23 protein-coding genes and 1 pseudogene are annotated in these 26,183 nt (G+C 71.5%); 10 read left to right on the top strand and 14 right to left on the bottom strand.

The window, feature by feature from the left end:
- Positions 1-16: 16 nt before the first annotated feature.
- On the bottom strand, positions 17-1,168 hold the full coding sequence (locus tag ACIHCM_RS07265) for an NADH-quinone oxidoreductase subunit D (RefSeq protein WP_399890393.1): 1,152 nt from the start codon (positions 1,166-1,168) through the stop codon (positions 17-19).
- A 31-nt stretch (positions 1,169-1,199) separates the two neighbouring features.
- On the opposite strand from ACIHCM_RS07265, the gene ACIHCM_RS07260 reads away from it, so the two are divergent.
- Both ACIHCM_RS07260 and ACIHCM_RS07255 read left to right on the top strand, forming a co-directional pair.
- A complete protein-coding gene (locus ACIHCM_RS07260; RefSeq protein ID WP_399890390.1) occupies positions 1,200-1,775 on the top strand; it encodes a PH domain-containing protein in 576 nt (191 codons plus the stop codon).
- On the top strand, positions 1,772-3,106 hold the full coding sequence (locus tag ACIHCM_RS07255; protein ID WP_399890387.1) for a PH domain-containing protein: 1,335 nt from the start codon (positions 1,772-1,774) through the stop codon (positions 3,104-3,106). The genes ACIHCM_RS07260 and ACIHCM_RS07255 overlap by 4 nt, the downstream gene beginning before the upstream one ends.
- Before the next feature lie 138 nt (positions 3,107-3,244).
- On the opposite strand, the gene ACIHCM_RS07250 is transcribed toward ACIHCM_RS07255, so the two are convergent.
- Positions 3,245-4,465 carry a hypothetical protein gene (locus ACIHCM_RS07250; protein WP_399890384.1) on the bottom strand — a complete coding sequence of 407 codons (1,221 nt, stop codon included), beginning with the start codon at positions 4,463-4,465 and terminating at the stop codon, positions 3,245-3,247.
- Positions 4,466-4,704: 239 nt separating this feature from the next.
- Between ACIHCM_RS07250 and ACIHCM_RS07245 the strand changes: the two are divergent.
- From ACIHCM_RS07245 to ACIHCM_RS07220, 6 genes and pseudogenes are all read left to right on the top strand, one after another.
- A pseudogene (locus ACIHCM_RS07245) lies at positions 4,705-6,573 on the top strand (phosphatidylglycerol lysyltransferase domain-containing protein).
- Positions 6,574-6,760: 187 nt separating this feature from the next.
- Positions 6,761-7,621: a dihydropteroate synthase gene (gene folP, locus ACIHCM_RS07240; protein WP_399890381.1), complete on the top strand. Its 861-nt coding sequence runs from the start codon at positions 6,761-6,763 to the stop codon at positions 7,619-7,621.
- Complete coding sequence (locus ACIHCM_RS07235) at positions 7,618-8,121, top strand: nuclear transport factor 2 family protein (RefSeq protein ID WP_399890378.1); 504 nt, start codon at positions 7,618-7,620, stop codon at positions 8,119-8,121. The genes folP and ACIHCM_RS07235 overlap by 4 nt, the downstream gene beginning before the upstream one ends.
- 278 nt (positions 8,122-8,399) lie before the next feature.
- On the top strand, positions 8,400-8,759 hold the full coding sequence (gene folB, locus ACIHCM_RS07230) for a dihydroneopterin aldolase (RefSeq protein WP_399890375.1): 360 nt from the start codon (positions 8,400-8,402) through the stop codon (positions 8,757-8,759).
- Entirely contained in the window at positions 8,756-9,367 is a 612-nt protein-coding gene (folK, locus tag ACIHCM_RS07225) for a 2-amino-4-hydroxy-6-hydroxymethyldihydropteridine diphosphokinase (protein WP_399890372.1), read from the top strand. The genes folB and folK overlap by 4 nt, the downstream gene beginning before the upstream one ends.
- A 54-nt stretch (positions 9,368-9,421) precedes the next feature.
- Complete coding sequence (locus ACIHCM_RS07220; protein ID WP_399890369.1) at positions 9,422-9,910, top strand: DUF3180 domain-containing protein; 489 nt, start codon at positions 9,422-9,424, stop codon at positions 9,908-9,910.
- A gap of 21 nt (positions 9,911-9,931) precedes the next feature.
- Here the strand turns inward: ACIHCM_RS07220 and folE are convergent, their stop codons facing one another.
- The 6 genes from folE to dacB form a co-directional block, all read right to left on the bottom strand.
- Positions 9,932-10,537, bottom strand: a complete 606-nt coding sequence (gene folE / locus ACIHCM_RS07215) for a GTP cyclohydrolase I FolE (protein ID WP_399890365.1) — start codon at positions 10,535-10,537, stop codon at positions 9,932-9,934.
- A gap of 157 nt (positions 10,538-10,694) precedes the next feature.
- A complete protein-coding gene (ftsH, locus tag ACIHCM_RS07210; RefSeq protein WP_399890362.1) occupies positions 10,695-12,734 on the bottom strand; it encodes an ATP-dependent zinc metalloprotease FtsH in 2,040 nt (679 codons plus the stop codon).
- Positions 12,735-12,918: 184 nt separating this feature from the next.
- Positions 12,919-13,479, bottom strand: coding sequence for a hypoxanthine phosphoribosyltransferase (gene hpt, locus ACIHCM_RS07205; protein ID WP_276110394.1), 561 nt, complete (start codon positions 13,477-13,479; stop codon positions 12,919-12,921).
- A 96-nt stretch (positions 13,480-13,575) separates the two neighbouring features.
- Positions 13,576-14,604: a tRNA lysidine(34) synthetase TilS gene (gene tilS / locus ACIHCM_RS07200; RefSeq protein WP_399890359.1), complete on the bottom strand. Its 1,029-nt coding sequence runs from the start codon at positions 14,602-14,604 to the stop codon at positions 13,576-13,578.
- A gap of 194 nt (positions 14,605-14,798) precedes the next feature.
- Positions 14,799-15,926: a zinc-dependent metalloprotease gene (locus ACIHCM_RS07195; RefSeq protein ID WP_393112736.1), complete on the bottom strand. Its 1,128-nt coding sequence runs from the start codon at positions 15,924-15,926 to the stop codon at positions 14,799-14,801.
- A gap of 82 nt (positions 15,927-16,008) precedes the next feature.
- A complete protein-coding gene (gene dacB / locus ACIHCM_RS07190; protein WP_399890355.1) occupies positions 16,009-17,586 on the bottom strand; it encodes a D-alanyl-D-alanine carboxypeptidase/D-alanyl-D-alanine-endopeptidase in 1,578 nt (525 codons plus the stop codon).
- 79 nt (positions 17,587-17,665) lie between these two features.
- On the opposite strand from dacB, the gene ACIHCM_RS07185 reads away from it, so the two are divergent.
- Positions 17,666-18,157, top strand: coding sequence for an inorganic diphosphatase (locus ACIHCM_RS07185; RefSeq protein WP_196460818.1), 492 nt, complete (start codon positions 17,666-17,668; stop codon positions 18,155-18,157).
- A 109-nt stretch (positions 18,158-18,266) separates the two neighbouring features.
- Positions 18,267-19,937 carry a threonine/serine exporter ThrE family protein gene (locus tag ACIHCM_RS07180; RefSeq protein ID WP_399890351.1) on the top strand — a complete coding sequence of 557 codons (1,671 nt, stop codon included), beginning with the start codon at positions 18,267-18,269 and terminating at the stop codon, positions 19,935-19,937.
- A 111-nt stretch (positions 19,938-20,048) separates the two neighbouring features.
- On the opposite strand, the gene ACIHCM_RS07175 is transcribed toward ACIHCM_RS07180, so the two are convergent.
- The 6 genes from ACIHCM_RS07175 to ACIHCM_RS07150 all read right to left on the bottom strand — a co-directional run bounded on the left by ACIHCM_RS07175 (position 20,049) and on the right by ACIHCM_RS07150 (position 26,151).
- On the bottom strand, positions 20,049-21,041 hold the full coding sequence (locus ACIHCM_RS07175) for a DedA family protein (RefSeq protein ID WP_399890348.1): 993 nt from the start codon (positions 21,039-21,041) through the stop codon (positions 20,049-20,051).
- A gap of 218 nt (positions 21,042-21,259) precedes the next feature.
- Complete coding sequence (locus tag ACIHCM_RS07170; RefSeq protein ID WP_399890345.1) at positions 21,260-22,021, bottom strand: MerR family transcriptional regulator; 762 nt, start codon at positions 22,019-22,021, stop codon at positions 21,260-21,262.
- Positions 22,022-22,095: 74 nt separating this feature from the next.
- Entirely contained in the window at positions 22,096-22,857 is a 762-nt protein-coding gene (locus ACIHCM_RS07165) for an ABC transporter permease (RefSeq protein WP_399890342.1), read from the bottom strand.
- A complete protein-coding gene (locus ACIHCM_RS07160) occupies positions 22,854-23,816 on the bottom strand; it encodes an ATP-binding cassette domain-containing protein (RefSeq protein ID WP_399890339.1) in 963 nt (320 codons plus the stop codon). The genes ACIHCM_RS07165 and ACIHCM_RS07160 overlap by 4 nt, the downstream gene beginning before the upstream one ends.
- A gap of 109 nt (positions 23,817-23,925) precedes the next feature.
- Positions 23,926-24,567, bottom strand: a complete 642-nt coding sequence (locus ACIHCM_RS07155) for a PadR family transcriptional regulator (protein WP_399890336.1) — start codon at positions 24,565-24,567, stop codon at positions 23,926-23,928.
- Positions 24,568-24,690: 123 nt separating this feature from the next.
- Complete coding sequence (locus ACIHCM_RS07150; RefSeq protein WP_399890333.1) at positions 24,691-26,151, bottom strand: aldehyde dehydrogenase family protein; 1,461 nt, start codon at positions 26,149-26,151, stop codon at positions 24,691-24,693.
- Between the last annotated feature and the right edge of the window lie 32 nt (positions 26,152-26,183).

Here is a 26,183-nt window from a genome sequence, read left to right as displayed (position 1 = left end):
AAGCAGCCCGCGCGGGCTACTTGTCGATGTCCCCCACCACGAAGAACATCGACCCGAGGATCGCCACCATGTCCGCCACCAGCGTCCCCGGCAGCAGCTCGGTCAGCACCTGGATGTTGTTGTACGAGGCCGAGCGCAGCTTGAGCCGGTACGGCGTCTTGTCGCCCTTGCTGACGAGGTAGTAGCCGTTGATGCCGAGCGGGTTCTCGGTCCACGCGTACGTGTGTCCCTCGGGCGCCTTCAGCACCTTGGGCAGCCTCTGGTTGATCGGCCCCGGCGGCAGCTCGGCGATCCGGTCGAGGCAGGCGTCGGCCAGGTCGAGCGCGTTGTGCGTCTGTTCCAGCAGGCACTCGAACCGGGCCAGACAGTCGCCCTCGGAGCGGGTCACGACCTTGAGGGTGTCCTGAAGCTCCCCGTAGGCCAGGTACGGCTCGTCGCGGCGCAGGTCGAAGTCGACGCCCGAGGCGCGCGCGATAGGGCCGCTCACGCCGTACGCGTGCACGGCCTGCGGGGCGAGGTTCCCCACGTCCCGGGTGCGGCCCCGGAAGATCTCGTTGCCGAGCACCAGGTCGTCGAACCGGTCCATGCGCGAGCGCACTCCCGCGACCGCGGTACGCGCGCGTGCGGTCCAGCCGGCCGGCACGTCCTCCTTGAGGCCGCCGACGCGGTTGAACATGTAGTGCATCCGCCCGCCGGAGACCTCCTCCATGACGTTCTGCAGGACCTCGCGCTCCCGGAACGCGTAGAAGACCGGCGTGATCCCACCCAGCTCCAGCGGGTACGAGCCCAGGAACATCAGGTGGTTCAGCACCCGGTTGAGCTCCGCGAGCAGCGTGCGCGTCCACACCGCGCGCGCGGGCACCTCCATGCCGAGCATGCGCTCCACGGCGAGGACGACGCCCAGCTCGTTGGAGAAGGCCGACAGCCAGTCGTGACGGTTGGCGAGCATGATGATCTGGCGGTAGTCACGCGCCTCGAACAGCTTCTCCGCACCCCGGTGCATATAGCCCACCACCGGCTCCGCGCTCGTGATGCGCTCACCGTCGAGGAGCAGCCGCAGGCGCAGCACGCCGTGCGTGGACGGATGCTGGGGGCCGATGTTGAGCACCATGTCGGTGCTCTCCGCGGCGCCGCCGATTCCGACCGTGGTCTCCGTAGGGGGAGTCATGGACACAGTCTGTCGTACGTAGGCTGGCCGTATGGAGACGGGGAGCCCTCAGGGCGACGGAACGGCAGGTCCGGCGGGTGGCGGGACGACGGGCCCGGCGGACGGCGGGGCGGCGGGTACCGGGCAGGTGGTGACGGCGGAGGCCGAACCGGCCTGGACCGCGCTGCCGCCCGGCCTGCTGCGCATGCGCCGATTGTTGCTGGTGGTGTGGCTGGGTCTGCTGACGCTGGCCACGGCTCTGCTGCCGGGGCTGCTGGCCGGTCCCGCGTGGGCCGCGTTCGCGCTGCTGCCGCTGGCGCTGACGGTGTGGGGCTGGGATCTGATCGCCCGCAACTGGCGCTCCTGGCGGTACGCCGAGCGCGCCGACGACCTGCTGATCAGCCGGGGCGTGCTGTGGCACACCGTGACGGTGGTGCCGTACGGGCGGATGCAACTGGTCGAGGTGACCTCCGGGCCCGTCGAGCGGCACTTCGGGCTGGCCAGCGTCCAGCTCCACACGGCCGCCGCGGCGACCGACGCGACCATCCCCGGCCTCGACCCGGCCGAGGCGGAACGGCTGCGCGACCGGCTCACCGAGCTGGGCGAGGCACGATCGGCGGGGCTGTGACGACGCCGGGCACCGAAGACGCGGTACGCCGCGAGGTGACGGTGACCGAGCGCCGGCTGCACCCGGTCACGCCGTTCCGGCGGGCGTGGGCACCGGTCGCCGTGCTGATCGGCTGGGCGCTGCACGACCCGGACGGCGCCCACCGCCAGCTGAGCCGGCTGACGACGACCACGATCCTGATCGCCCTCGCCGTGGTCGTGCCGGCCGCCGCGCTCTACGGGTTCCTCAGCTGGTGGTTCACGCACTTCGCGGTGACCGGTACGGAACTGCGCATCCGCACCGGGCTGCTGTTCCGGCGCACCGCGCACATCCGCCTGGAGCGCATCCAGGCCGTCGACGTCACGAGGCCGCTCCTCGCGCGCGTGGCGGGCGTCGCGAAACTCAGACTCGACGTCATAGGCACCGACAAGAAGGACGAGCTCGCCTACCTGGGTGAGGCGGACGCACGCGCGTTGCGGGCCGAACTCCTCGCGCGTGCCGCCGGTTTCGCGCCCGACACGGCCCACGAGGTGGGCGAGGCACCGGAGCAGCGGCTGCTGAACGTGCCGGGGGGCGTGCTCGCCGTCTCGCTGCTGCTGACCGGCGCGACCTGGGCCACGCTGGCCGGCGCAGTCGTCGTACCGACCGTGCTGTGGCTCTTCACCCACAACCTGTGGACGGTGGTCGCGACCGCGGTGCCGCTGTTCGGCGCCGCGGGCGCGAGCAGCGTGGGGAGGTTCGTCGCCGAGTACGACTGGACGGTCGCCGAGTCGCCGGACGGAATCCGGATCGACCGCGGGCTCCTGGACCGCGCGCACGAGACGGTGCCGCCCGGCCGGGTGCAGACCGTGCGGATCGTGGAGCCGCTGCTGTGGCGGCGGCGCGGCTGGGTGCGGGTGGAGCTGGACGTGGCCGGTTCGTCCAACTCCCTGCTGCTGCCGGTCGCTCCGCGCGAGATCGCGGAGTCCCTCGTCACGCGCGTGCTGCCCGGCGTGACCGTGCCACCCGCCGCGTCCCTGTCCCGCCCGCCGCGGCAGGCGGGCCGATGCGTGCCGCTGTGGTGGCGGGGCTACGGCTTCACCGTCACGGACACGGTGTTCGTCGCCCGGCACGGACTGCTCCGGCGCAGCCTCGCACTCGTCCCGCACGCCAAGGTGCAGAGCGTCCGGCAGGAGCAAGGGCCCTGGATGCGGCTCTGGCGGCTCGCCGACGTCCATGTGGACACCGGCGCCGGCAAGACCGTCACAGCCCGGCTGAGGGACGCCGGGGAGGCCGCGGACCTGCTGCGCGCCCAGGCCGAACGGTCCCGTACGGGACGCAGGGACGCCCGGCCGGACCGCTGGATGGCGTGAGAACACCGGGCGCGGCGCGAGGTGGACGCCGGGCCCGCACGACACGGAGAACGCCGTGCCCGGCGCTGATGCGCCCGGCACGGCGTTCCGGGGAAGCCGTCCGAGAAGTGCCGTTCGAACGTGGTTTCCGGTGAGCGGTCAGGAAGCAGCGCTGCGCAGCCCCTGCACGTCGATCTGCTCGGTCTCGTCGTGTGCCGTCAGGTCGATCACCTGGCCGACACCGCGCGACTCCGCGGTGACGGGCTTGAACTCCGCCTCCGAGTCCGCCTTGTGCAGATCGAGCGCCTCCTGGCCGACCACGTCGGCGAGGTCCTCGTTCTGCACGGCCTCCAGGGCGGCGCTCGCCTCACCCTTCGCCTTCGTGCCGAAGAAGTCGAAGCCGCCCTCGACCCTGGGACGGCGCACCGTCGCCTGCGCCGGCACGACGGCCACCGCGGTGGGCACGGTGTAGTGCCCGGAGGGCTGGCGCATGGTGGCCCGGCCGGTGGTGGCGACCGCGTGCTCGTGCACGTCGGCCGCCTCGGTCTTCCCCCGCGCCTCGTCCTCCTCAGCGGCCTCCGCCCCGGCACCGCGCTCGGCGTCGGCCGGCACGGGCTGTTTCGCGGGCGCCTCCGTCCCGTCCGCCGGGTCCTGTCCGGGCCCGGCCTCCCGGTCGGCGTCGAAGCGGACCAGCGCGGCCTGCGCCCGCAGGAACAGCCGGGAGCCCTCCGGGGAGAACAGCTTCGGGGCCTCGGGCTCCTCCTCGGCGGCCACCTCCGGGGCGCTGTCCCCGGCGGTGCCGTCCGCGGTCCCCTCGGTTCCGGTGACGGCCCGGTCGATCCCGTCGGCCGTCCCGTCGGCCTCGGGGGCGACTTCGGCGGCCTCCTGCGCGACCGGCACGGGCGGCAGCGCACGCGCGGGTGCGGTGGCCTCGATCTCCAGCTGGCGGCGGCCCTCCAGGGCGCTCGCGCGCTCGGTCTCGGCGGTGGCGTAACGGCGCAGCAGTGCCGCGTGCTCGTTGCGCAACCCGGCGAGTTCGGCACGCTTGGCCCTCAGGCGCTGTTCGAGCTTGCCGCGCAGTTCGCGCGACTCCTCGAGATCGGTCTCCAGTTCGGCGACGCGTTCCTCGTGCCGCCACTCGTCGCTCGCCCGCGCGCGCGTGAGGTCGGCCACCTGCTTGCCGGCCTGGATGTCCCAACGGCGCATGACGACCGCACCGACGGCAGCCGTCACCGCGGCGGCGGCCGCCAGCCCACGGAGCAGCGCCGGCTGGGTGAACACCCAGGGGCCGAGGGCGCAGACGACCGAGACGCCTGCGATCGCCGACGGAGGCAGCAGCCTGTGCAGGGGCGGTGAATGGCGATGACGTCCACGTGGCATGGCCAGAAACTTACCGCGCGTAGGCGAATCGTGGTGCCCCCGGCGGTAAAAACACGGCCACCGGACGGCCTTGAAACGGCGCCGCACCCGGCCTGCGGGGCAACGCCGCCCCCATGGGCGGGGATCGGCCCGCCCCCGTACCCCGGAACGCAGCAACCCCGTGGCCTTGGAAACGGCTTTGCGAAACGGAGTGAACCTCCCCCTCCGTCCCACCGTCCTAGAGGGCGCAATGTCGCCGGATGCCCGAATCGGCACCGGATGCCAACTCTCGCGCAGAACTACAGGATGCGATGTCTGTCAGAGAAGTCAGGGAAGAGGGGGAAATGCCGCGGCGCCGGCGCCTGCGCGCGCCGCGCCCCGAGTCCGTTCCCCTTCTCGTCGGCAGGGCCTGTGCCCTCGTGGGCGTCGTGGACATCGCCGCGGGCGTCTTCCCACGCTTCCGGTACAGCCGCATGCACGCGCCGGCCGAGGTGCTGCCCGGCGCGCTCGGCCCCTTCGCCGCCGCGCTCTCGCTCAGCGCCGGCGTGCTGTTGCTGCTGCTCGCCCACGGCCTCAAGCATGGCAAGCGGCGGGCCTGGCGGGCCGCCGTGGTGCTGCTGCCGGCCGGGGCGGTCGCGCAGTTCACGTACCGGCACTCCCTGGCCGGCGTGATCGTCTCGCTCGCGCTGCTCGCGCCGTTGCTGCGCCACCGCGACCAGTTCGCGTCCCTGCCCGATCCACGCAGCCGGTGGCGGGCGCTGGCCAACTTCGTGCTCATGGGGGCCGGTTCGCTCGCCCTGGGCCTGGTCGTGGTCAGCGCCCACCCGCACAGCCTGGTCGGCGACCCGTCCCTCGCGGACCGCATCACCCATGTCCTGTACGGCATGTTCGGCTTCGAGGGCCCGGTCGCCTACGAGGGCACCACCTCCTGGACGGTCGGCGTCTCCCTGGGCGCCCTGGGCCTGCTCACCGCCGTCACCACGATCTACCTGGCGCTGCGCCCCGAGCACCCGGCGGCGCGGCTGACCGAGGACGACGAGGTCCGGCTGCGCGCCCTGCTGGAGCGGCACGGCGGCCGGGACTCGCTCGGCCACTTCGCGCTGCGCCGCGACAAGGCCGTGGTCTTCTCCCCCAGCGGCAAGGCCGCGGTCACGTACCGCGTGGTCTCCGGGGTGATGCTCGCCAGCGGGGATCCCATCGGTGACGTGGAGGCATGGCCCGGCGCCATCGAGCGGTTCATGGACGAGGCCCGCGCGCGTTCGTGGACGCCCGCCGTCATGGGCTGTTCCGAGACGGGCGGCGAGGTGTGGACCCGCGAGACCGGCCTCGACGCACTCGAACCGGGCGACGAGGCGGTGGTGGCGGTCGCGGATTTCTCCCTCGCCGGCCGTGCGAGGCGCAACGTGCGGCAGACGGTCGGGCGCATCGAACGTGCCGGTTACGAAACCCGGGTACGACACGTCCGTGACCTGGGCGAGGCCGAGCTGGAGCGGATCCGCCGCGCCGCCGGCGACTGGCGCGGTACCGACGGCGAGCGGGGCTTCTCCCTGGCACTGGGCCGCCTCGGCGTCCCACCGACGGCGACTGCCTCGTGGCCACCGCACACAAGGCGGACGGCGAACCGGGCCCGTACGGCGACCTGAAGGCGATCCTGCACTGCGTCCCGTGGGGCGCGGACGGGGGTCTCCCTGGACCTGATGCGCCGGGACCTCTCGGCCGACCCGGGCATGAACGAGCTGCTGATCGTGGCCGCGCTGCGCGCCGTGCCCAGGCTGGGCATCGCACGCGTGTCGCTGAACTCCGCGATGTTCCGTTCCGCGCTCGCGCGTGGCGAGAAGATCGGTGCCGGCCCCGTGCTGCGCGCCTGGCGCGGGCTGCTGGTCTTCCTCTCCCGCTGGTTCCAGATCGAGTCCCTGTACCGCTTCGACGCGAAGTTCCGGCCCCGCTGGGAGCCCCGCTTCGTCGTCCACCGCGCCTCCGGCGACCTGCCGCGCATCGGTCCGGCCGCCCTCCAGGCCGAGGGCTTCCTCGACCTCGGCCGCGCCGTGCCGCGCCCCCTGGGGCGCCCGGCGACCGCCGCGCGCCCCTGCGCGCACGCCGTCGCGGAACGCCACGCCCGCCCGGCCTGACCCGGACCGGCCCGAGCGGCGGGCCCGCCCCTCCACCGGGGCCCCCGGCTCGGGCCCCCGCCCTCGGGTCACCGCTCGGCCCCCTCCATCCCCCGAGGTCACTGCCCGGGCCGCGCCTGGCCGCCGCCGCCCGGTCAAGGCCGCCCAGGTGAGGAGCCCGGCCCCACCCTGGGCCTACGCTGAACGTATGAGCAACCACAGCGGGCGCGGGCGGATCGCGGGCCTTCCGGAATGGGACCGCTGCGCGGTCATGGGAGTCGTGAACGTCACCCCCGACTCCTTCTCCGACGGCGGCCGCTGGTTCGACACCACCGCCGCCGTCAAGCACGGCCTCGACCTCGTCACCGAGGGCGCCGACCTCGTGGACGTCGGCGGCGAGTCCACCCGCCCCGGCGCCGCCCGGGTCGACGAGGCCGAGGAGCTGCGCCGCGTGGTCCCCGTCGTCCGCGGCCTCGCCTCCGAGGGCGTCGTCGTCTCCGTCGACACCATGCGCGCGTCCGTCGCCGAGCAGGCCCTCGCCGGCGGCGCCGCCCTCGTCAACGACGTCAGCGGCGGCCTCGCCGACCCCGCGATGATCCCGGTGGTGGCCCGCACCGGCGCCCCCTTCGTCGTCATGCACTGGCGCGGCTTCCTGGAGGGCGGCAACGTCAAAGGCGTGTACGACGACGTCGTCACCGAGGTCGCCGACGAGCTGCACGCGCGCGTGGAGGCCGTCCTGGAGGGCGGCGTCGCCCCTGACCGGATCGTGATCGACCCCGGCCTCGGCTTCTCCAAGGACGCCGGGCACGATCTCACCCTGCTCGCTCACCTCGACCGCCTGCGGGCCCTGGGCCGCCCCCTGCTCGTCGCGGCCTCCCGCAAGCGTTTCCTCGGCCGCGTGCTGGCGGGACCGGAGGGGGCCCCGCCCCCGGCGCGGGAGCGGGACGCTGCCACGGCCGCCGTCTCCGCGCTGGCGGCGCACGCCGGCGCATGGGCCGTGCGCGTCCACGAGGTCCGTGCCACCGCGGACGCCGTACGCGTCGCACGCGCCGTGGAAGGAGCCCGGTGACCGCCCCCCACACCGATGTCGAAGAGGTCGAACTCGCCAACACCGCTTTCTACGAGACGCTGGAGCGGGGCGACTTCGAAGAGCTGTCCACGCTCTGGCTCACCCCCTCCGACCTGGGCGTCGACGAGACCTACCACGACCCGGCGGACAGCGGCGTGGTCTCCTGCGTGCACCCCGGCTGGCCGGTACTCACCGGCCGCGGCGAGGTCCTGCGGTCGTACGCCCTGATCATGGCGAACACCGACTACATCCAGTTCTTCCTCACCGACGTGCACGTCTCCGTCACCGGCGACACCGCCCTGGTGAGCTGCACGGAGAACATCCTCAGCGGTGGCCCCGCCCCCGAGGACGGCGACGGCCCGGGCCCCCTCGTCGGCCAGCTGGTGGTCGCCACGAACGTGTTCCGGCGCACGCCCGACGGCTGGAAGCTCTGGTCGCACCACGCCTCCCCCGTGCTGACCGAAAACGCCGAGGACGAGAACGACGAGTCAACCGCCTGAGTGGGTAGGCGCCCGGTAGAGGGGCTGAGAGGCCGAACAGGGCCCGAAGGAACCAAGGAGTGGTTGGAATCACGAACCCGGGGGTATGGGCGGCTACCAACCCGTGAGCCGCCGGATTCCCCAGGGGAAACACACGATGAAACCTCCCGGCCCCCGCCGTGGCCCCTGGCCCCGTGTCCGGGGGCTGTCGGTGTCCGCAGGTAGATTCGTCCGAGGCCGGTCTACCGCCCGCACACGGTACGGACCGGTCGCACCCGACGATTGCAGGAGTGATTCGCGTGGATCGTGTCGCGCTGCGCGGCTTGAAGGCCCGCGGGCACCACGGTGTGTTCCCCCGGGAGCGCGAGGAGGGCCAGACCTTCATCGTGGACCTCGTCCTCGGCCTGGACACCCGGCCGGCCGCGGCCGACGACGACCTGGCGAAGACCGTGCACTACGGCATCGTGGCGGAGGAGGTCGTGGCCGTCGTCGAGGGCGAGCCCGTCAACCTCATCGAGACCCTCGCCGAGCGCATCGCCCAGGCCTGTCTGAAGCACGAGGGAGTTCAGGAGGTCGAGGTCAACGTCCACAAACCGGACGCACCGATCACCGTCCCCTTCGACGACGTGACCGTCACCATCATCCGGAGCCGAGTATGACTGCCTCGTTCACCGAGGGTCACAGCGACCCGACCGTACAGCCGGTACCCGCCTCCGTCGTCGAGAGGGTCGACGCCGCCGACACCACCCTGCACAACCCCAAACGCGCCGTGATCTCGATCGGCTCGAACCTCGGCAACCGCCTGGAGACCCTCCAGGGCGCCATCGACGCCCTGGAGGACACCCCGGGCGTCCGGATCAAGGCCGTCTCCCCCGTCTACGAGACCGAGCCGTGGGGCGTCCAGCCCGGCAGCCAGCCCGCGTACTTCAACGCCGTCGTGGTCCTGAAGACCACCCTGCCCCCGTCCTCGCTCCTGGAGCGGGCGCACGCGGTCGAGGAGGCCTTCCACCGGATCCGCGACGAACACTGGGGCCCGCGCACGCTCGACGTCGACATCGTGTCGTACGCCGATGTCGTCTCCGACGACCCCGCGCTCACCCTCCCCCACCCGCGCGCCCACGAACGCGCCTTCGTCCTCGCCCCCTGGCACGACGTGGACCCCGACGCCCAGCTGCCCGGCCGCGGCGCCGTCGCCGAACTGCTCGGCACGGTCACCCACGACGGGGTGGCCGCCCGCGGGGACCTGGAACTCCGGCTGCCCGAGTAGTCGTTAAGGTCGAGACGACCACAGTCCGGGGATCCGGGGAACCGAAGGGACACCGTGAGAGAGCTGCGCATCAGGGTGCTGGCGGGAGTCTTCGTCGTGGCCGGCATCCTGTCCTGGGCGGGCGCCCGCCTGTGGAACTCGATCGGTACGCTCCCGAGCGTCCCCCTCGCCGCCCCCGTCGTCCTGGCCCTGATCGCCGCGGTGCTGCTCGCCACGGCACTCTCGCTGCGCGCCCGGCTGCGGGCCCAGCGCGAGCGCCGTCCCGGCGCCAAGGGAGTGGACCCGCTGATGGCGGCCCGCGCCGTCGTCTTCGGCCAGGCCAGCGCTCTGGTGGCCGCCCTGGTCGCCGGCATGTACGGCGGCGCGGGCGCCTTTCTCCTGGAGTCTCTGGACATCCCGGCCCGCCGCGACCAGGCCATCTACGCCGGCTGTTCGGTCGTGGCGGGTGTCGCCGTCGTAGCGGCCGCCATCTTCCTGGAGAAGGTCTGCAAACTCCCGGAGGACGACGAACACAACGGCACGGGCACGGCACCGGCCGCGTGAGACCGCGCGGCGCCGGCCGCGTCAGTGAGCCATGATCAGGCTCATCGCCTCGTTCCGCGTCGCCGCATCCCGCAGCTGACCCCGGACCGCGGACGTGATGGTCTTGGCGCCCGGCTTGCGGATACCCCGCATCGACATGCACATGTGCTCGCACTCCACGACCACGATCACGCCCCGCGGCTCCAGTATCTCCATCAGGGAGTCAGCGATCTGCGTGGTGAGTCGTTCCTGCACCTGCGGACGGCGGGCGTAGACGTCCACCAGCCGCGCCAGCTTGGACAGCCCGGTGATCTTGCCGGAGGTGGCCGGGATGTACCCGACGTGAGCCACGCCCCGGAACGGGACCAGGTGATGCTCACAGGTCGAGTACACCTCGATGTCCTTCACGAGCACCATCTCGTCGTGCCCGATGTCGAACGTCGTCGTCAGCACGTCCTCGGGCTGCTGCCACAACCCCGCGAATATCTCCTTGTACGCGCGCGCCACCCGCGCCGGAGTCTCCCTCAGGCCCTCGCGGTCCGGGTCCTCGCCGACCGCGATCAGGAGTTCGCGTACGGCGTTCTCGGCGCGCTTCTCGTCGAACTCGCCGATCGTGCCCTCGCCGTCCAGCGTCACCGGGTCGGTCATGTGGTGCCTCGTTCCTGTGCCTGACGCGTACGAAGAACGCGTCCCCTCTGTGCGCATACGTCTGTGCGCATACGTCGATGCCGCGCCACCCAGGCTAGAACCTGGGTGGCGCGGCATCCATTCCGGGCCTGCGGGGCCGCGGGAAGCGGCCCTGGGCTCAGGCTTCGGGACGGTCCTCCGGGGCGGCCGGCTCGGCAGCCGGGGCGGGCTCCGCAGCCGTGCTCTTCGCGGTGATCGCCGCCGTCGCGCCGTTGGCGCCGTTCGTCAGTGCGAGCTCCTTCGGGGAGAGCACGGGCGGACGGGTCGACGGCGTGCGGCGGGAGGAGCCGGTCCACGCGGGACGCGGCGGCCGCTTGACGATCGGGGCGAAGATCTCGGCGATCTCCTCCTTGCCCAGGGTCTCCTTCTCCAGGAGAGCCAGGACCAGGTTGTCGAGGATGTCGCGGTTCTCGACCAGGATCTCCCACGCCTCGTTGTGCGCGGTCTCGATGAGCTTCTTGACCTCTTCGTCGACGAGCGCGGCGACCTCCTCGGAGTAGTCGCGCTGGTGAGCCATCTCACGGCCGAGGAACGGCTCGCTGTTGTCGCCGCCGAACTTGATCGCGCCCAGACGCTCCGTCATGCCGTACTGCGTGACCATCGCGCGGGCCAGGTTGGTGGCCTTCTCGATGTCGTTGGCGGCACCGGTGGTCGGGTCGTGGAAGACCAGCTCCTCGGCCGCGCGGCCGCCCAGCATGTAGGCAAGCTGGTCCAGCATCTCGTTGCGCGTGGTCGAGTACTTGTCCTCGTCCGGCAGCACCATCGTGTAGCCGAGGGCGCGACCACGGGACAGGATCGTGATCTTGTGGACCGGGTCGGAGTTCGGCGAGGCCGCCGCGACCAGGGCGTGTCCGCCCTCGTGGTACGCGGTGATCTTCTTTTCCTTGTCCGACATGATCCGGGTCCGCTTCTGCGGGCCCGCCACGACGCGGTCGATGGCCTCGTCGAGCATCTTGTTGTCGACCAGCTTCTGATCGCTGCGGGCGGTCAGCAGGGCGGCCTCGTTCAGCACGTTCGCCAGGTCGGCGCCGGTCATGCCGGGCGTGCGCCGGGCGACCGCGGACAGGTCGACGTCGGGCGCGACCGGCTTGCCCTTCTGGTGGACCTTGAGGATCTCCAGACGGCCCTGCATGTCCGGGCGGTCGACGGCGATCTGCCGGTCGAAGCGGCCGGGGCGCAGCAGCGCCGGGTCGAGGATGTCCGGCCGGTTCGTCGCGGCGATCAGGATCACGCCGCCCTTGACGTCGAAGCCGTCCATCTCGACGAGCAGCTGGTTCAGGGTCTGCTCGCGCTCGTCGTGACCGCCGCCGAGGCCGGCGCCGCGGTGGCGGCCGACCGCGTCGATCTCGTCGACGAAGACGATCGCCGGGGCGTTCGCCTTGGCCTGCTCGAACAGGTCGCGGACTCGGGAGGCACCGACACCGACGAACATCTCGACGAAGTCGGAGCCGGAGATCGAGTAGAAGGGCACGCCCGCCTCGCCGGCGACGGCACGCGCGAGCAGCGTCTTGCCGGTGCCGGGCGGGCCGTACAGCAGCACGCCCTTGGGGATCTTGGCGCCGACGGCCTGGAACTTGGCCGGCTCCTGGAGGAACTCCTTGATCTCCTGGAGTTCCTCGACCGCCTCGTCGGCACCCGCGACGTCCGTGAACGTCGTCTTGGGGGTGTCCTTGGTGATGAGCTTGGCCTTCGACTTGCCGAAGTTCATCACCCGGGAGCCGCCGCCCTGCATCTGATTCATCAGGAACAGGAAGACGACGACGATGAGGACGAAGGGCAGCAGGGACAGCAGGATGCTGACGAACGCGTTCTGCTTGGTCGGCGAGACCGTGTATCCGTCCGGGATCTGCTTGTTCTGGTACTTGTCCTGCAGGGTGCTGGCGAGGTTGGCGCCCTGGTCGCCGATGTAGCTGGCCTGGATCTTGGAGCTGTCCTCGATCTTCTGGCCGTCCTTGAGCGTGACCTTGATGGTCTGCTCGTCGCCGGTGGTCAGCTTGGCAGCTTCGACCTTGTTGTCATTGATCGCCTGGACGACCTGACCGGTGTCCACCGTCTTGTAGCCCCCGGACGAGCCGACGACCTGCATCAACACGACCACGGCAAGGACGGCCAGCACGATCCACATGACCGGCCCACGGAAGTATCGCTTCACGTCCATCCATACGGAGCGGTGCCGCCCCGTCCCTCCTGCCATAGTGAGTTTGATAAGACAGTTCTTCTGACGGTACCCCAGCAATGGTGCCCGAAGCCGCACGGGACGGCTGGCGAACCCGTCTGCATGCTCCAACGGCGCGAAACCCGCCGGGGTTCCCGATCGTCCTACAAGGCTTGGGCCAACTGGCTCAGCCGCCGTAGACGTGGGGCGCGAGCGTACCGACGAAGGGGAGGTTGCGGTACTTCTCGGCGTAGTCGAGGCCGTAGCCCACGACGAACTCGTTGGGGATGTCGAAGCCGACCCACTCCACGTCGATGGCGACCTTCGCGGCCTCCGGCTTGCGCAGCAGCGTGCACACCTTCAGGGAGGCGGGCTCGCGGGAGCCGAGGTTGGAGATCAGCCAGGAGAGGGTCAGGCCGGAGTCGATGATGTCCTCGACGATGAGGACGTGCCGGCCCTTGATGTCGGTGTCGAGGTCCTTGAGGATCCGCACCACACCCGAGGACTGGGTGCCCGCGCCGTAGGACGACACCGCCATCCAGTCCATGGTGAGCGGGGTGGACAGCGCCCGGGCGAGGTCGGCCATGACCATCACCGCGCCCTTGAGCACTCCGACGATCAGCAGGTCCTTGCCCGCGTACTCCGCGTCGATCTTCGCGGCCAGCTCGGCCAGCTTCGCGTCGATCTCTTCCTTGGTGATGAGCACCTGCTGGAGGTCGGCACCCATGTCTTTCGCGTCCACCCGCATCACTTTCGGTCGTCCCACCGGCCGTCCCCGGGCGTCCCGGCCGCGTGTGCGGCTTTCGCGGGACCGTGTGCACGGTCCGGTGGGAGCGTCCCGGATTCAGCCTTGCCGAATCACCAGTCTGCCACCCTGGCGCTGGGCGACGACTTTGCCCGGCAGGTTGATGGCTCGCTGACCGCGCCACCCGGTGATCAGACGGTCGACTTCCTCGATGTGACGGGCGAACAAAGAACCGGCCGGCGCACCGGCCTCGATGGCGGCCCGGCGCAGGATCCGGCGGCGTACCGCGGGCGGCAGGGCGTACAGCTTGGCGCACTCGAGGCCACCGGCGGCGTCGCGGACGGAGACCTCGGCCTGGCTGGCCCATGTGTCCAGGGCGTCGGCGTCGTCGCGGGAGAGCTGGGCCGTCCGCGCGAGCGCCTCGACGACGCCTTTGCCGAGCGCCTTCTCCAGCGCGGGCAGTCCCTCGTGCCGCAGCCGCGATCTGGTGTACGCCGGATCCGCGTTGTGCGGGTCGTCCCAGACCGGCAGGGACTGGACCATGCAGGCCTTGCGGGCGGTCTGCCGGTCGAGTTGGAGGAAGGGCCGCCGGTAACGGCCGTCGGCCCCCGAGACCGCGGCCATCCCGGACAGGGAGCGGATGCCGGAGCCACGGGCGAGGCCGAGCAGGACGGTTTCGGCCTGGTCGTCGCGGGTGTGGCCGAGCAGCACCGCGGCGGCACGGTGGCGGGCGGCGGCGGCGTCGAGGGCGGCGTACCGGGCGTCCCGGGCGGCGGCTTCGGGGCCGCCGTCGCGGCCGACGTGGACGGCGGTGGCCTCCACCGGGTCCAGCCCCAGTTGGCGCAGCCGCAGCACGACCTCCTCGGCGCGCAGGTCGGAGCCGGGTTGCAGGCCGTGGTCGACGGTGACGCCGCCCGCGCGCATGCCGAGTTTGGGGGCCTCGAAGGCGAGCGCGGAGGCCAGCGCCATGGAGTCGGCGCCGCCGGAGCACGCCACGAGCACGAGCGGCGAGGGGGGACGCTCGTGGGGATCGGCGGCGTGGGCGGTGGAGTTGTACTCGGTGAGGATGTCGTGGAGGACGCGGCGGACCGCCAGGCGTATCGCCGCGACCGCAGGATGGGGACCCATTGTCCGGTTCCCTTCATGAAGTTTTCGGGGGGTGAACCCGAGCTCGGTCACTCAGAGTGTGTAGATGGTGACAGAACCGGGCCGTTCCCCGAGCATTGCACGCCTACCCATGGCTCACGGTCCCTCGGACGGGTGATTGAAGGGGCGTTCGCCTGCCGTCGGCCGGATCCGGTTCACCACGTCTCACCCCAGGTTCATGTCGCACTCCTGCGGTGCACCCGCGTGATCCAGTCCGCCGGTTTGGCGATCTCCGACTTGGTGGGGAGGGTGTTGGGGGAGGTCCAGATCCGGTTGAAGCCGTCCATGCCGGCCTCGTCGACCACGGCTCGTACGAAGCGCTCGCCGTCCCGGTACTGCCTGAGCTTGGCGTCCAGGCCGAGCAGCTTGCGCAGGGCGAGGTCCAGGCGGGAGGCGCCCTTGGCGCGCCGCTGCTGGAACTTCTCGCGGATCTCCCCGACGGTCCGCACGACGTCCGGGCCGACCCCGTCCATCACGAAATCGGCGTGGCCCTCCAAGAGGGACATGACGGCGGTGAGCCGGCCGAGGATCTCCCGCTGGGCGGGGGTCTGCACCAGCTCGACCAGCGACCGGCCGCCGTCGTCCTCCTCGCCCTCCGGGCGGCCCCCGGCGAGCGTCTGGGCCGCTTCGCGGATGCGTTCGAGGACGGTCATGGGGTCCACGTCGGTCTCCGCCAGGAACGACTGGATTTCACCCTGCAGGTGGTCACGCAGCCACGGCACCGCGGAGAACTGGGTGCGGTGGGTCTCCTCGTGCAGGCACACCCACAGGCGGAAGTCGTGCGGGTCCACGTCGAGTTCGCGCTCCACGTGCACGATGTTCGGCGCGACGAGCAGCAGCCGGCCGCCGCCGTTCTCGCCTGCCGGGAGGTCGCGGGTGGCCGGCGCGAAGGTCTCGTACTGGCCGAGGACGCGGGAGGACAGGAAGGACAGCAGCATCCCCAGCTCCACGCCGGTGACCTTGCCGCCGACGGCACCGAGAACGGCGCCGCCCGGGCTGTTGCCGCGCCGCTCCTGCATCTTGCCGAGGAGCGGCTTGAGCAGTTCCCGGAACCCGGCGACGTTGGCCCGGACCCAGCCGGGCCGGTCGACCACCAGGACCGGGGTGTCGTGGGTCTCCTCGGTGCCCATCCGGGTGAAGCCCCGGACGTGCCCCTCCGAGGCCTTGGCGTGCCGGCGAAGCTCCGCGACGACGGCCCGGGCCTCGTCGCGGCTGACTTCTGGGCCCGGCCGCACGAGCCGGGTCGCGGTCGCCACCGCGAGGTTCCAGTCGACCATCCCGGAAGAAGCACCGATGCTCGTCATGCGTCAACGGTACGTGAGCGGCACCACTTCGGGCAGGGCGTGACGGCCCGTGAGGCCGGTGCCCCGGCCCGGGGGCGCCGGCTCAGCGGGTCGTCGTCAGCGCCGTCGCGGCCCGGTCCAGGGCGGTCCGGGCGGCCGTAACGTCGTATCCCCCGGACGTGAGGAACGCGAAGCCGAGGACATGACCGTCCCGGGTGACGGCCGTCCCGGCCAGGGTGTTCACGCCACGGAGGGTGCCGGTCTTGGCGCGGACGATGCCGGCCGCGCCGCCGGCGTACCGGTCGGTCAGCGTGCCCGTGAAACCGGCCACCGGCAGTCCGGTGAGGGTGGGGCGCATTTCAGGGCGGGCCGGGTCGGCGGCCTTCAGCAGCAGGCGGGACAGCAGGTTCGCGGTGAGCCGGCCCTCGCGGTCGAGGCCGCTGCCGTCCTTGAAGCGGGCGCCCTGCAACGGCAGGCCCAGCTTCTTCAGCTGGGCCTGGATCGCGCGTCCGGCGCCGCCGAAGTCGGCGCGCTGACCGGTGGCGACGGCGGTGTGCCGGGCGAGGGCCTCGGCGATGTCGTTGTCGCTCTCCGTCATCATCCGCTCGACCAGGGCGGACAGCGGTGGTGACTGGACCTCGGCGAGGGGCTGGGCCCGCTTGGTCGCCTTGGACGGGCCGGGCGCCGTCGTCGTGATGCCGTGCTTCTTCAGGAACTCGGCGAACCGCCCGGTGGCGTGCGCCGCGGGGTCCGGCACCCGCTGCACCGGCCCGCTGGTCGAGTTGTCGACCCGGGCCTCGTCGGCCATCAGGGGGCTGACCGGGGCGAGGTTGGCGTTGACCCCGATGGGGTGAAGTTCGGGCCCGGCGTACAGGGTCTTGTCGTACGACAGCGTCACCTGTCGCACCTTGCGCTCCTTCAGGGCGGCCGCGGTCCTGGCGGCCAGGGTGCGCAGACTCGCCTGGCCGGCGCTGTCCTTGCGGGCCGTCAGGGTGGGGTCGCCGCCGCCGACCAGGACGAGTTCCTTGGTGTCGGGCTCGTAGACGGTGCGGGTGGTCAGGCGGTGCTCGGAGCCGAGCGCGGAGAGGGCGGCGACCGCGGTGGCGATCTTCGTCGTGGAGGCGGGCGTGAGCGCCTCGTCGGCGCCGCTGCCGTGGAGCCGCTTGCCGGTGGTCAGGTCGACGACCACGGCGGTGCGGCGGTCACCGAGCGCGGGATCGGCCAGCAGGGGGTCCAGGACGCCCGCGAGCGCCCGGCCGTTCGGCGCCGACCTGACGACGTTCGTGGCGCCGCCGAGGCCCGTCAGGACCGAGGCCGCGCTGGGCGCGGGCTTCGGCGCGCCCGCCATCCCGGAGCCGCGGCCGTGATCTGCGCCACCCGCACCGTCCTGGGCGGCGGCCCGGTCCCGCTCCGCCGTACGCTGGCCTGAGGAGTCCCAGGGCCCTGCGACGGTCACCACACCGGCGGCCAGCACCAGGCCCGCGGTGGCGGCGACCGCGGTGTACGGCCACGGATTCGCCCCCACCGACCTCCCGACCTGCGGTTTCGTGGCCGACGCCCCCCGGGTGACCCGGGGCGCGACAGCCGCGCGGGCCCGGGCGAGACGGGGACGTACGGCGTTCGCGACCCGCGCCACACGCGCTCTCGCGGCCTGCCAAGGCCTCAGCTCGGGCACGACCACCAGCCCCTTTCGCGATCACACTCCTGCGTGAGGGACACTTAACCACCAGAACTGTGTGTTGATCATGGAGGAGCCACCGGTGGAGTTCGACGTCACGATCGAGATCCCGAAGGGTTCGCGCAACAAGTACGAGGTGGACCACGAGACCGGTCGGATCCGCCTGGACCGCCGCCTGTTCACGTCGACCAGCTACCCGGCCGACTACGGCTTCGTCGAGAACACCCTCGGCGAGGACGGCGACCCGCTGGACGCCCTGGTCATCCTGGACGAGCCGACGTTCCCCGGCTGCCTCATCCAGTGCCGTGCGATCGGCATGTTCCGGATGACCGACGAGGCCGGCGGTGACGACAAGCTGCTGTGCGTGCCCGCCCACGACCCGCGTGTGGAGCACCTGCGCGACATCCACCACGTGTCCGAGTTCGACCGCCTGGAGATCCAGCACTTCTTCGAGGTGTACAAGGACCTGGAGCCCGGCAAGTCCGTCGAGGGCGCCAACTGGGTCGGCCGGACCGAGGCCGAGGCCGAGATCGAGCGTTCCTACAAGCGCTTCGAGGAGCAGGGCGGTCACTGAGTCCGCGCATCCCGGGTAGACGGGCCGCACGCGTGCGTGTGCGGCCCGTCCGCTTGTCTGTGCGCATACTGAGGCCTGTTGGGTGTGTCGTACAGGGAGCGCTGCCAAGGTGACGGAGGCGGAGGACCGCAAGCCACAGTCGGACGAGGCCAGGGGCACGTTCGACCCGGAGGTCACATCCGAGTTCGCGATCCCCGAGGGTCTGGGACTCCACAGGGCGCCTGCCGAGCCGGAGACGACGTCCGAGTTCGCCCTGCCGGACGGGCTCGACGTCCCGTCGCCGCCCGCCGCCGAGCCCGAGGGGTCGGCGTTCAGCCCGCCGAGGACGTACAGCTCGGGCAGCGCGCCGGCCGCGTTCACGCCGGCGAGCGGGATCCCCGTGGTGCGGCTCACCAAGGACGTGCCGTGGCAGGACCGGATGCGCACCATGCTGAGGCTTCCGGTGGCCGAGCGGCCCGCCCCGGAGCCCGTGCAGAAGCACGAGGAGGAGGGCGGCCCGGCCGTCCCGCGCGTCCTCGACCTGACCCTGCGTATCGGTGAGCTGCTGCTGGCCGGTGGTGAGGGCGCCGAGGACGTGGAGGCGGCGATGTTCGCGGTCTGCCGCTCCTACGGCCTGGACCGCTGCGAGCCGACCGTCACCTTCACCCTGCTGTCGATCTCGTACCAGCCGTCCCTCGTCGACGACCCCGTGTCGGCGGCCCGGACGGTACGCCGGCGGGGTACCGACTACACCCGCCTGGCAGCGGTCTACCAGCTCGTCGACGACCTGAGCGACCCGGAGACGCATCTCTCCCTGGAGGAGGCGTACCGGCGTCTGGCGGAGATCCGGCGCAACCGGCACCCGTACCCCACCTGGGTGCTGACGTCCGCGAGCGGGCTGCTCGCCGGTGCGGCCTCGGTGCTCGTCGGCGGTGACCTGATCGTGTTCGTCGCGGCCGCGCTGGGCGCGATGCTCGGCGACCGGCTGGCCTGGCTGTGCGCGGGGCGCGGGCTGCCGGAGTTCTACCAGTTCACGGTGGCCGCGATGCCCCCGGCCGCGATGGGGGTCGCGCTCAACCTGCTGCACGTCGACGTGAAGGCGTCCGCCGTGATCACCGGTGGGCTGTTCGCGCTGCTGCCCGGGCGGGCGCTGGTGGCCGGCGTGCAGGACGGCCTGACCGGCTTCTACATCACCGCGGCGGCGCGTCTGCTGGAGGTCATGTACTTCTTCGTCGGCATCGTCGCCGGCGTGCTCGTGGTGCTGTACTTCGGCGTTCAGCTCGGTGCCCAGCTCGACCCCGAGGCGGCGCTCCACATCGCCGAGCGGCCGGTGGTGCAGATCGCGGCGTCGATGCTGCTGTCGCTGACCTTCGCCGTGCTGTTGCAGCAGGAGCGCTCCACGGTGATCGCGGTGACGCTGAACGGCGGCGTCGCGTGGGTCGTGTACGGCGCGATGCACTACGCCGGGGGAATCTCGCCGGTCGCCTCCACTGCGGCGGCTGCGGGGCTGGTGGGGCTCTTCGGGCAGTTGCTGTCGCGGTACCGGTACGCGTCCGCGCTGCCCTACACGACGGCCGCCATCGGGCCGCTGCTGCCGGGTTCCGCCACGTACTTCGGGCTGCTGTCGATCGCGGGGGACGACGTGGATTCCGGGCTCGGGTCGCTGACCAAGGCCGCGGCGCTGGCGATGGCCATCGCGATCGGGGTCAACCTGGGATCGGAGATCTCGCGGCTGTTCCTGCGGCTGCCGGGTGCTGCCACCGGTGGGCGGCGGGCGGCCAAGCGGACGCGGGGATTCTGACGGCGGCCCCGGCGGCCACGGCGCCCGGGGCGCCCACCAGGCGGTGCGTCCGCTCGGTGCGTGCGGCTGGCGGGCGCCGGCCGCGCAGTTCCCCGCGCCCCCTGAGGGCCGTCAGCCCTGCCGGTGGGGGTCGTACGGGTACTGCTGCCCGCCTTGGCCGCCGTACTGCTGCTGTGGGTACTGCTCTTGCTGCGGGTACGGCTGCGGGTACTGCTCTTGCTGCGGGTACTGCTGCTGCGGGTACTGCGGGGCGTACGGCTGCTGAGGCTGCTGCTGGTATCCCTGCTGGCCGTATCCCTGCCGGCCGTACCCCTGCTGGCCGTACCCCTGGCCGCCGTACTGCTCGCCGTACTGCTCGCCGTAGCCCTGGTCGTCGCGGTGGTCCGGCTCGATGCGGCGGAGCTGGGTCGTGGCGTCGTCCATCACGGGCTGCTGGGTCGGCTGGTGGTGCTGAGCGGTCCGGGGCTGCTCGGGCGGGTTCTTCTTGTTGTTCGCGCGGGCTCGCCAGAACTCGATGATGATCGGCAGCACCGAGACGAGGACGATCAGGATCAGGATCGCCTCGATGTTCTGCTTGACGAAGCCGATGTTGCCCAGCCAGGCGCCCAGCATGGTCACGCCCGCGCCCCACAGGATGCCGCCGAGGACGTTCCAGATCAGGAACGAGCGGTAGCGCATGCCGCTGACGCCCGCGATGATCGGCGTGAACGTGCGCACGATGGGCACGAAGCGGGCCAGGACCAGGGACTTCGGGCCGTACTTCTCGAAGAAGTCGTGGGCCTTCGTCACGTTCTCCTGCTTGAAGAAGCGGGAGTCGGGGCGGGTGAAGAGCGCCGGGCCGACCTTCTTGCCGAACATGTAACCGGCCTGGTCGCCGAGGATCGCGGCGATGCAGATCAGCACGATGGCCGCCCACAACGGGAAGTCCAGCTGCTTGGACGTGATCAGCAGACCGGCCGTGAACAGCAGCGAGTCGCCCGGCAGGAAGAAGCCGATGAGCAGGCCCGATTCGGCGAAGACGATGAGGAGCAGGCCCCAGATGCCGAAGCTGTCCAGCAGATAGTTCGGATCCAGCCAGCTCGGTCCGAGGGCAAGCGTCGTCACGGTTCCGGGCTCCTGAGGGGTCGGGAAGTACGGCGTCCAATACGGCCGGACAAAGCTATCAACGGAAAGTGTCCGGCCCAGGTTCCACCGGGGTCCCCAGGATGCACTGTGGGCGGACTGCGGCAAAGCCGTGGGGTCATGGGCGTCCGCTCGGCGCCGGTCCCGCTCCCCGGCGGCGGTGGTCCTGGCCCGGGAGCAGGGCTCCCGGGCCAGGACTCCTAGGACTCCCGACGGGCCGCGTTGGCCTTGATCGCGTCCCGCAGATAGACCGCGAGGCCGGGACGGATCTTGTCGTACGTCGCCGTGAACCGGGGGTCGGAGACGTACATCTCGCCCAGGCAGCCGTGCATCTCGTGGGAGCAGTCGTAGTACGACCGCGTGATGAACAGGCGGTGCTCCTCAGCGGTGTCCATGGCCGCCTCGGAGTCGGCCGGGGTGCCGGCCGCCATCAGCTCGGCCATGCGCAGGTGGATGGCGCCGAACTCCTCGTTGACGCGCTTCCAGTCCTCCTTGGTGTAGGAGGCGGTGCGCTCGCGCGACTGCCGGTAGGCGTCCGTGTTGCCCCAGCGCTCGCGCACCTCGTCCTCGTACTGGTCCGGGTCGTGATCCCCGAACACCTCGAACTTCTCCTCGGGAGTGAGGTTGATGCCCATGTTGCGTGCCTCCATGGCGTGCTCCACGGCCGCCGCCATCTTCTGCAGCTTCTCGATCCGGGCGGTCAGCAGTTCGTGCTGGCGGCGCAGGTGCGCGCGCGGGTCCGCGGCCGGGTCGTCGAGCAGGGCGGCGACCTCGTCGAGCGGGAAGCCGAGCTCCCGGTAGAACAGGATCTGCTGCAGCCGGTCGAGGTCGGCGTCGCTGTAACGCCGGTGGCCCGCGTGGCTGCGCTCGCTCGGGGCGAGCAGGCCGATCTCGTCGTAGTGGTGCAGGGTGCGCACCGTGACCCCGGCGTACCCGGCGACCTGTCCCACGGAGTAGCTCACTTCCGCTCCTTTCTCGGTACGCCCTCCACGCTGAGCCCTCACGCCACGTTAGGTGCAAGCCGGAATCGGCGGTCTCATCGGCTGAGGCGGGCGAAGCGCCGTACCGCCAGCGGGAAGAAGAGCGCGAGCAGCGCCAGGGGCCAGACGATGGCCGCCCAGAGGTGACCGGACTCACCGCCGGGATTGCCGAACAGGTCGCGCACGGCGGTCGCCGTCTGGGACATCGGGTTCCACTGGACGACCGTGCCGAGCCAGCCGGGCATGGCCTCCGGTGTGGCGATCGCGTTGGACAGGAAGCCGATCGGCCACACGAGGATCTGCACGGCCTGCACCAGCTCCGGCTTCCCGGCGACCATCGCCAGGTGAATGCCGATCCACAGCATCGCGAACCGGAACAGCAGCAGCAGCCCGACGCCACCGAGGAAGGCCACCGGCCCGCCGTGCGCACGCCAGCCCAGGGCGAGGCCCACGCCGATGAGGACGGCGAGGGCGAGTGCCGACTGGAGCATGTCGGCGACCGAACGGCCCACCAGGACCGCGCCGTTGGTCATGGGCATCGACCGGAAGCGGTCGATCACCCCCTTGTTGAGGTCCTCGGTGACGGCGATCATCGTGCCCTCCAGGCCGAAGGCCATGGTGAGCGCGAGCATCCCGGGCAGCAGATAGTCGATGTACGCGCCGGTGACGGCACGCCCGCCGCCGATCAGGTAGCCGAACATCACCAGCAGCATCACGGGGAAGGCGACATTGACGGCGACCTGGACCGGTTGCCGGGCCCAGTGGGCGAGTTCACGGCGGGTCATGGTCCAGGAGTCGGTGAGGGCGTGGGTGGTCATACGGCCTCCTTCGTACGGTCGGCGGTCAGGTGCAGGAACGCCTCGTCCAGGGTGGGGCGGCGCAGGGCCACGTCCTCGGCCTCGATCCCGGCCTCCGCCAGCGCCCGTACGACCCCGGCGAGCGCCGCCATCCGGTCGGTGACCGGTGCGCTGAGCAGCCGCCGGTCGGCATCGACGGTGATCTCGTCCTTGGGTACGGGCAGGAGTGCGACGGCGGTGCCCAGCTGTCCCGCGTCGCGCAGGACGACGTCGATCCTGTCGCCGCCGGTCAGTGCCTTGAGCTCGTCCGTCGTGCCCTCGGCGACGACCCGGCCGAGGTCGACGACGGAGATACGGTCGGCCAGCTGATCGGCCTCCTCCAGGTACTGCGTGGTGAGCAGCACCGTCGTACCGCCGCCGGTCAGGGAGCGGACCGACGCCCACACCTCGGCGCGGCCGCGCGGGTCGAGGCCGGTGGTCGGCTCGTCCAGGAACAGCACCTCCGGTTCGGTGATCAGGGACGCGGCGAGGTCCAGGCGGCGCCGCATGCCGCCGCTGTACTGCTTGACCGCCTTGCGGCCGGTGTCCGCGAGGCCGAAGCGCTCCAGGAGCTCACCGGCCCGCACGCGCGCGTGCCGGGCGCCCAGGTGGTAGAGGCGGCCGAACATCTCCAGGTTCTGGAACCCGCTCAGCTCCTCGTCCACGGCGGCGTGCTGGCCGAGCAGGCCGATGCGCACCCGCACCTCGTACGCCTCCCGCACCACGTCGCGGCCGGCCACCTCGACCCGGCCCGCGTCCGGGCGCAGCAGCGTGGACAGGATGCGGACCAGGGTGGTCTTGCCGGCGCCGTTCGGCCCGAGCACTCCGTGCACCGCGCCGCGCCCGACCGTGAGGTCGAGCCCGTCCAGTGCGTGTTTGACGTCTTTTCCGCTGCCGTACTTCTTGCGTGCTCCTACGACGGTGATCGCCGTGTCGGCCACTGAGCCACTCCCTCGCCGGTCGAGACCACTAGTCAATCTTGACTACCGGGAGGACCATAATTCCCACCCCACGGGTTGGTCAAACTTGATTAGTGTGGAGCGGATGCGGTCACCGGAGATCGTCCGGATGCCGCTCCCGTGTCGCGTACGGGTTCTCCTCGCCCTCGGCGAGCACAGCCACGAACGGCTCACCCTCGCCGGCGAAGGTGTAGGCGCCGCCCTCGAGACGGCCGATCACGCCCCTGGCCCACTCGGCCTCGGCGTCGGCCGTGTGGATCCAGAGGTTCATGATCTCGCCGATGTGGCCCAGTTGCCCGGGCCCCTCCTCGGGGACGTAGTGGTCGGTGACGGCGTCGCGCCACTCCTCGATGCGCCGGATGCGCTCCTTCAGCAGCGCGACCGCCTCCGCCCTCGGCAGGTCGACCATGAAGCCGATGGCCGCCGACTTGACGTCGACCTTCTGGTCGTAGGAGGTCAGCGCGTCGCGCAGGAGCGTGAAGTACTCCTCCTCGCCCGCCGGCGTGATCTCGTACTCGGTGCGCGGCGGGCCCCCCGCGGTGGAGGGGGCGATCTCGTGCGCGTGCAGCAGGCCCTGCTTGGCCATCTGCTTCAGGGCGTGGTAGATCGAGCCCGGTTTCGCGTTGGACCACTCGTGGGCGCCCCAGTACTCCAGGTCGTTGCGCACCTGGTACCCGTGGGCCCGCCCGTGCTGGCGGACGGCACCCAGCACCAGGAGACGGATCGCTGACATGCCGTCCAGGTTAGGCCGCGCGCCGGGCCGCCCGGGGGCCGGTCCCGGACGGCCGGCCCACGACGCGGTCACGCGAGGTGCGGCCGACGCGACTTCCCCCAGGCCTCCACCTCGGCGGGACCCTCAGAACGGGAACGTACTCCGCCCGTGCTGCACCGAGATCCACTTGAGCGTCGTGAACGCGTCCAGCGTGGTCTCGCCGTTCAGGCGGCCGAGCCCGGAGTCCTTCTCGCCGCCGAACGGCACCAGCGGCTCGTCGTGCACCGTGCCGTCGTTGACGTGGAACATCCCGCTGTCGATGCGCTGGGCGAAGCGGACGCCGCGCTCGACGTCGGCGGTGTGCACGGCACCGCTCAGGCCGAACGGGGTGTCGTTGACGAGGCGCACGGCCTCCTCCTCGCCCTCGAAGGGGACGAGGAGCGCGACCGGGCCGAAGATCTCCTGGCGGAGCAGCCCCGAGTCCGCCGGGACGTCCGTGAGGACGGACGGCTCGACCAGGTTGCCGCGCGTGGAGCCGCGCAGCAGTGCCGTGGCGCCCTCGGCGACCGCCTGGTCGACGACGGACGTGATCGCCTCGGACTGCGAGGAGTTGATCAGCGGGCCGATGACCGTCTCCGGGTCGCCCGGGTCGCCGGCCTTCAGGCCGCGCACCTTGGCGACGAACTTCTCGGTGAACGCGGCGGCGACCGAGCGGTCCACCAGGATGCGGTTGGCGGCCATGCAGACCTGGCCCTGATGGACGTAGCGACTGAAGACGGCCGCGTCGACGGCGTAGTCGAGGTCGGCGTCGTCGAGGACCACCAGTGCGCTGTTGCCGCCGAGTTCGAGGATCGCGCGCTTGAAGTGCTGGGCGCAGACGGTGGCGACGTGCCGGCCGACCCTGTCGGAGCCGGTGAAGGAGATGACCTTGGGGACCGGGTGCTCCAGGAAGGCGTCGTTGATCTCCGCTATGTCGGTGACCACGACGTTCAGCACCCCGGCGGGCAGTCCCGCGTCCTCGAAGAGCCGGGCGATGACCGTGCCGCCCACGACGGGGGTGTCCTGGTGGGGCTTGAGGACCACGGCGTTGCCCAGGGCGAGGGCCGGGGCGACCGACTTCAGGGACAGCAGGAACGGGAAGTTGAACGGGCTGATCACCCCGACGACGCCGACCGGGACGCGGTAGAGACGGTTCTCCTTGCCGGGGTCCGGAGAGGGGATCAGGCGGTGCTCGGCGCGGGTGGTGAGACTCACGGCCTCGCGCAGGAACTCCTTGGCGAGGTGCAGTTCGAAGCCGGCCTTCACGCGCGTGCCGCCCAGCTCGGCGATGATCGCCTCGGTGAGCTCCAGCTCGCGCTCCTCCACCAGCCGCAGCACCTTCTCCAGGACGGCGCGGCGGGCGTGGGGCCCGGCCCCGGCCCAGTCCCGCTGGGCGCGGGCGGCGGCGCGATAGGCCTGATCTATCTCGCCGGCCGTGGCTATGGTGATCGCGGCCAGCTTCTCACCGTCGTACGGGTTGAAGTCGATGATGTCCCAGGAACCGCTGCCCGGACGCCACTCGCCGTCGATGTACTGCTGCGCCAGGTCGGTGAAGTAGGACGACATGTGACTCCTCAATCCCTGCCGGTGAAGCAGTG

Origin of the sequence: Streptomyces sp. NPDC052023 (genome assembly GCF_044548465.1) — a bacterium.
GTDB lineage: Bacteria > Actinomycetota > Actinomycetes > Streptomycetales > Streptomycetaceae > Streptomyces.
The sequence above is the reverse complement of the archived record's forward strand: the minus strand, read 5'-3'. Positions and strand labels throughout refer to the sequence as shown.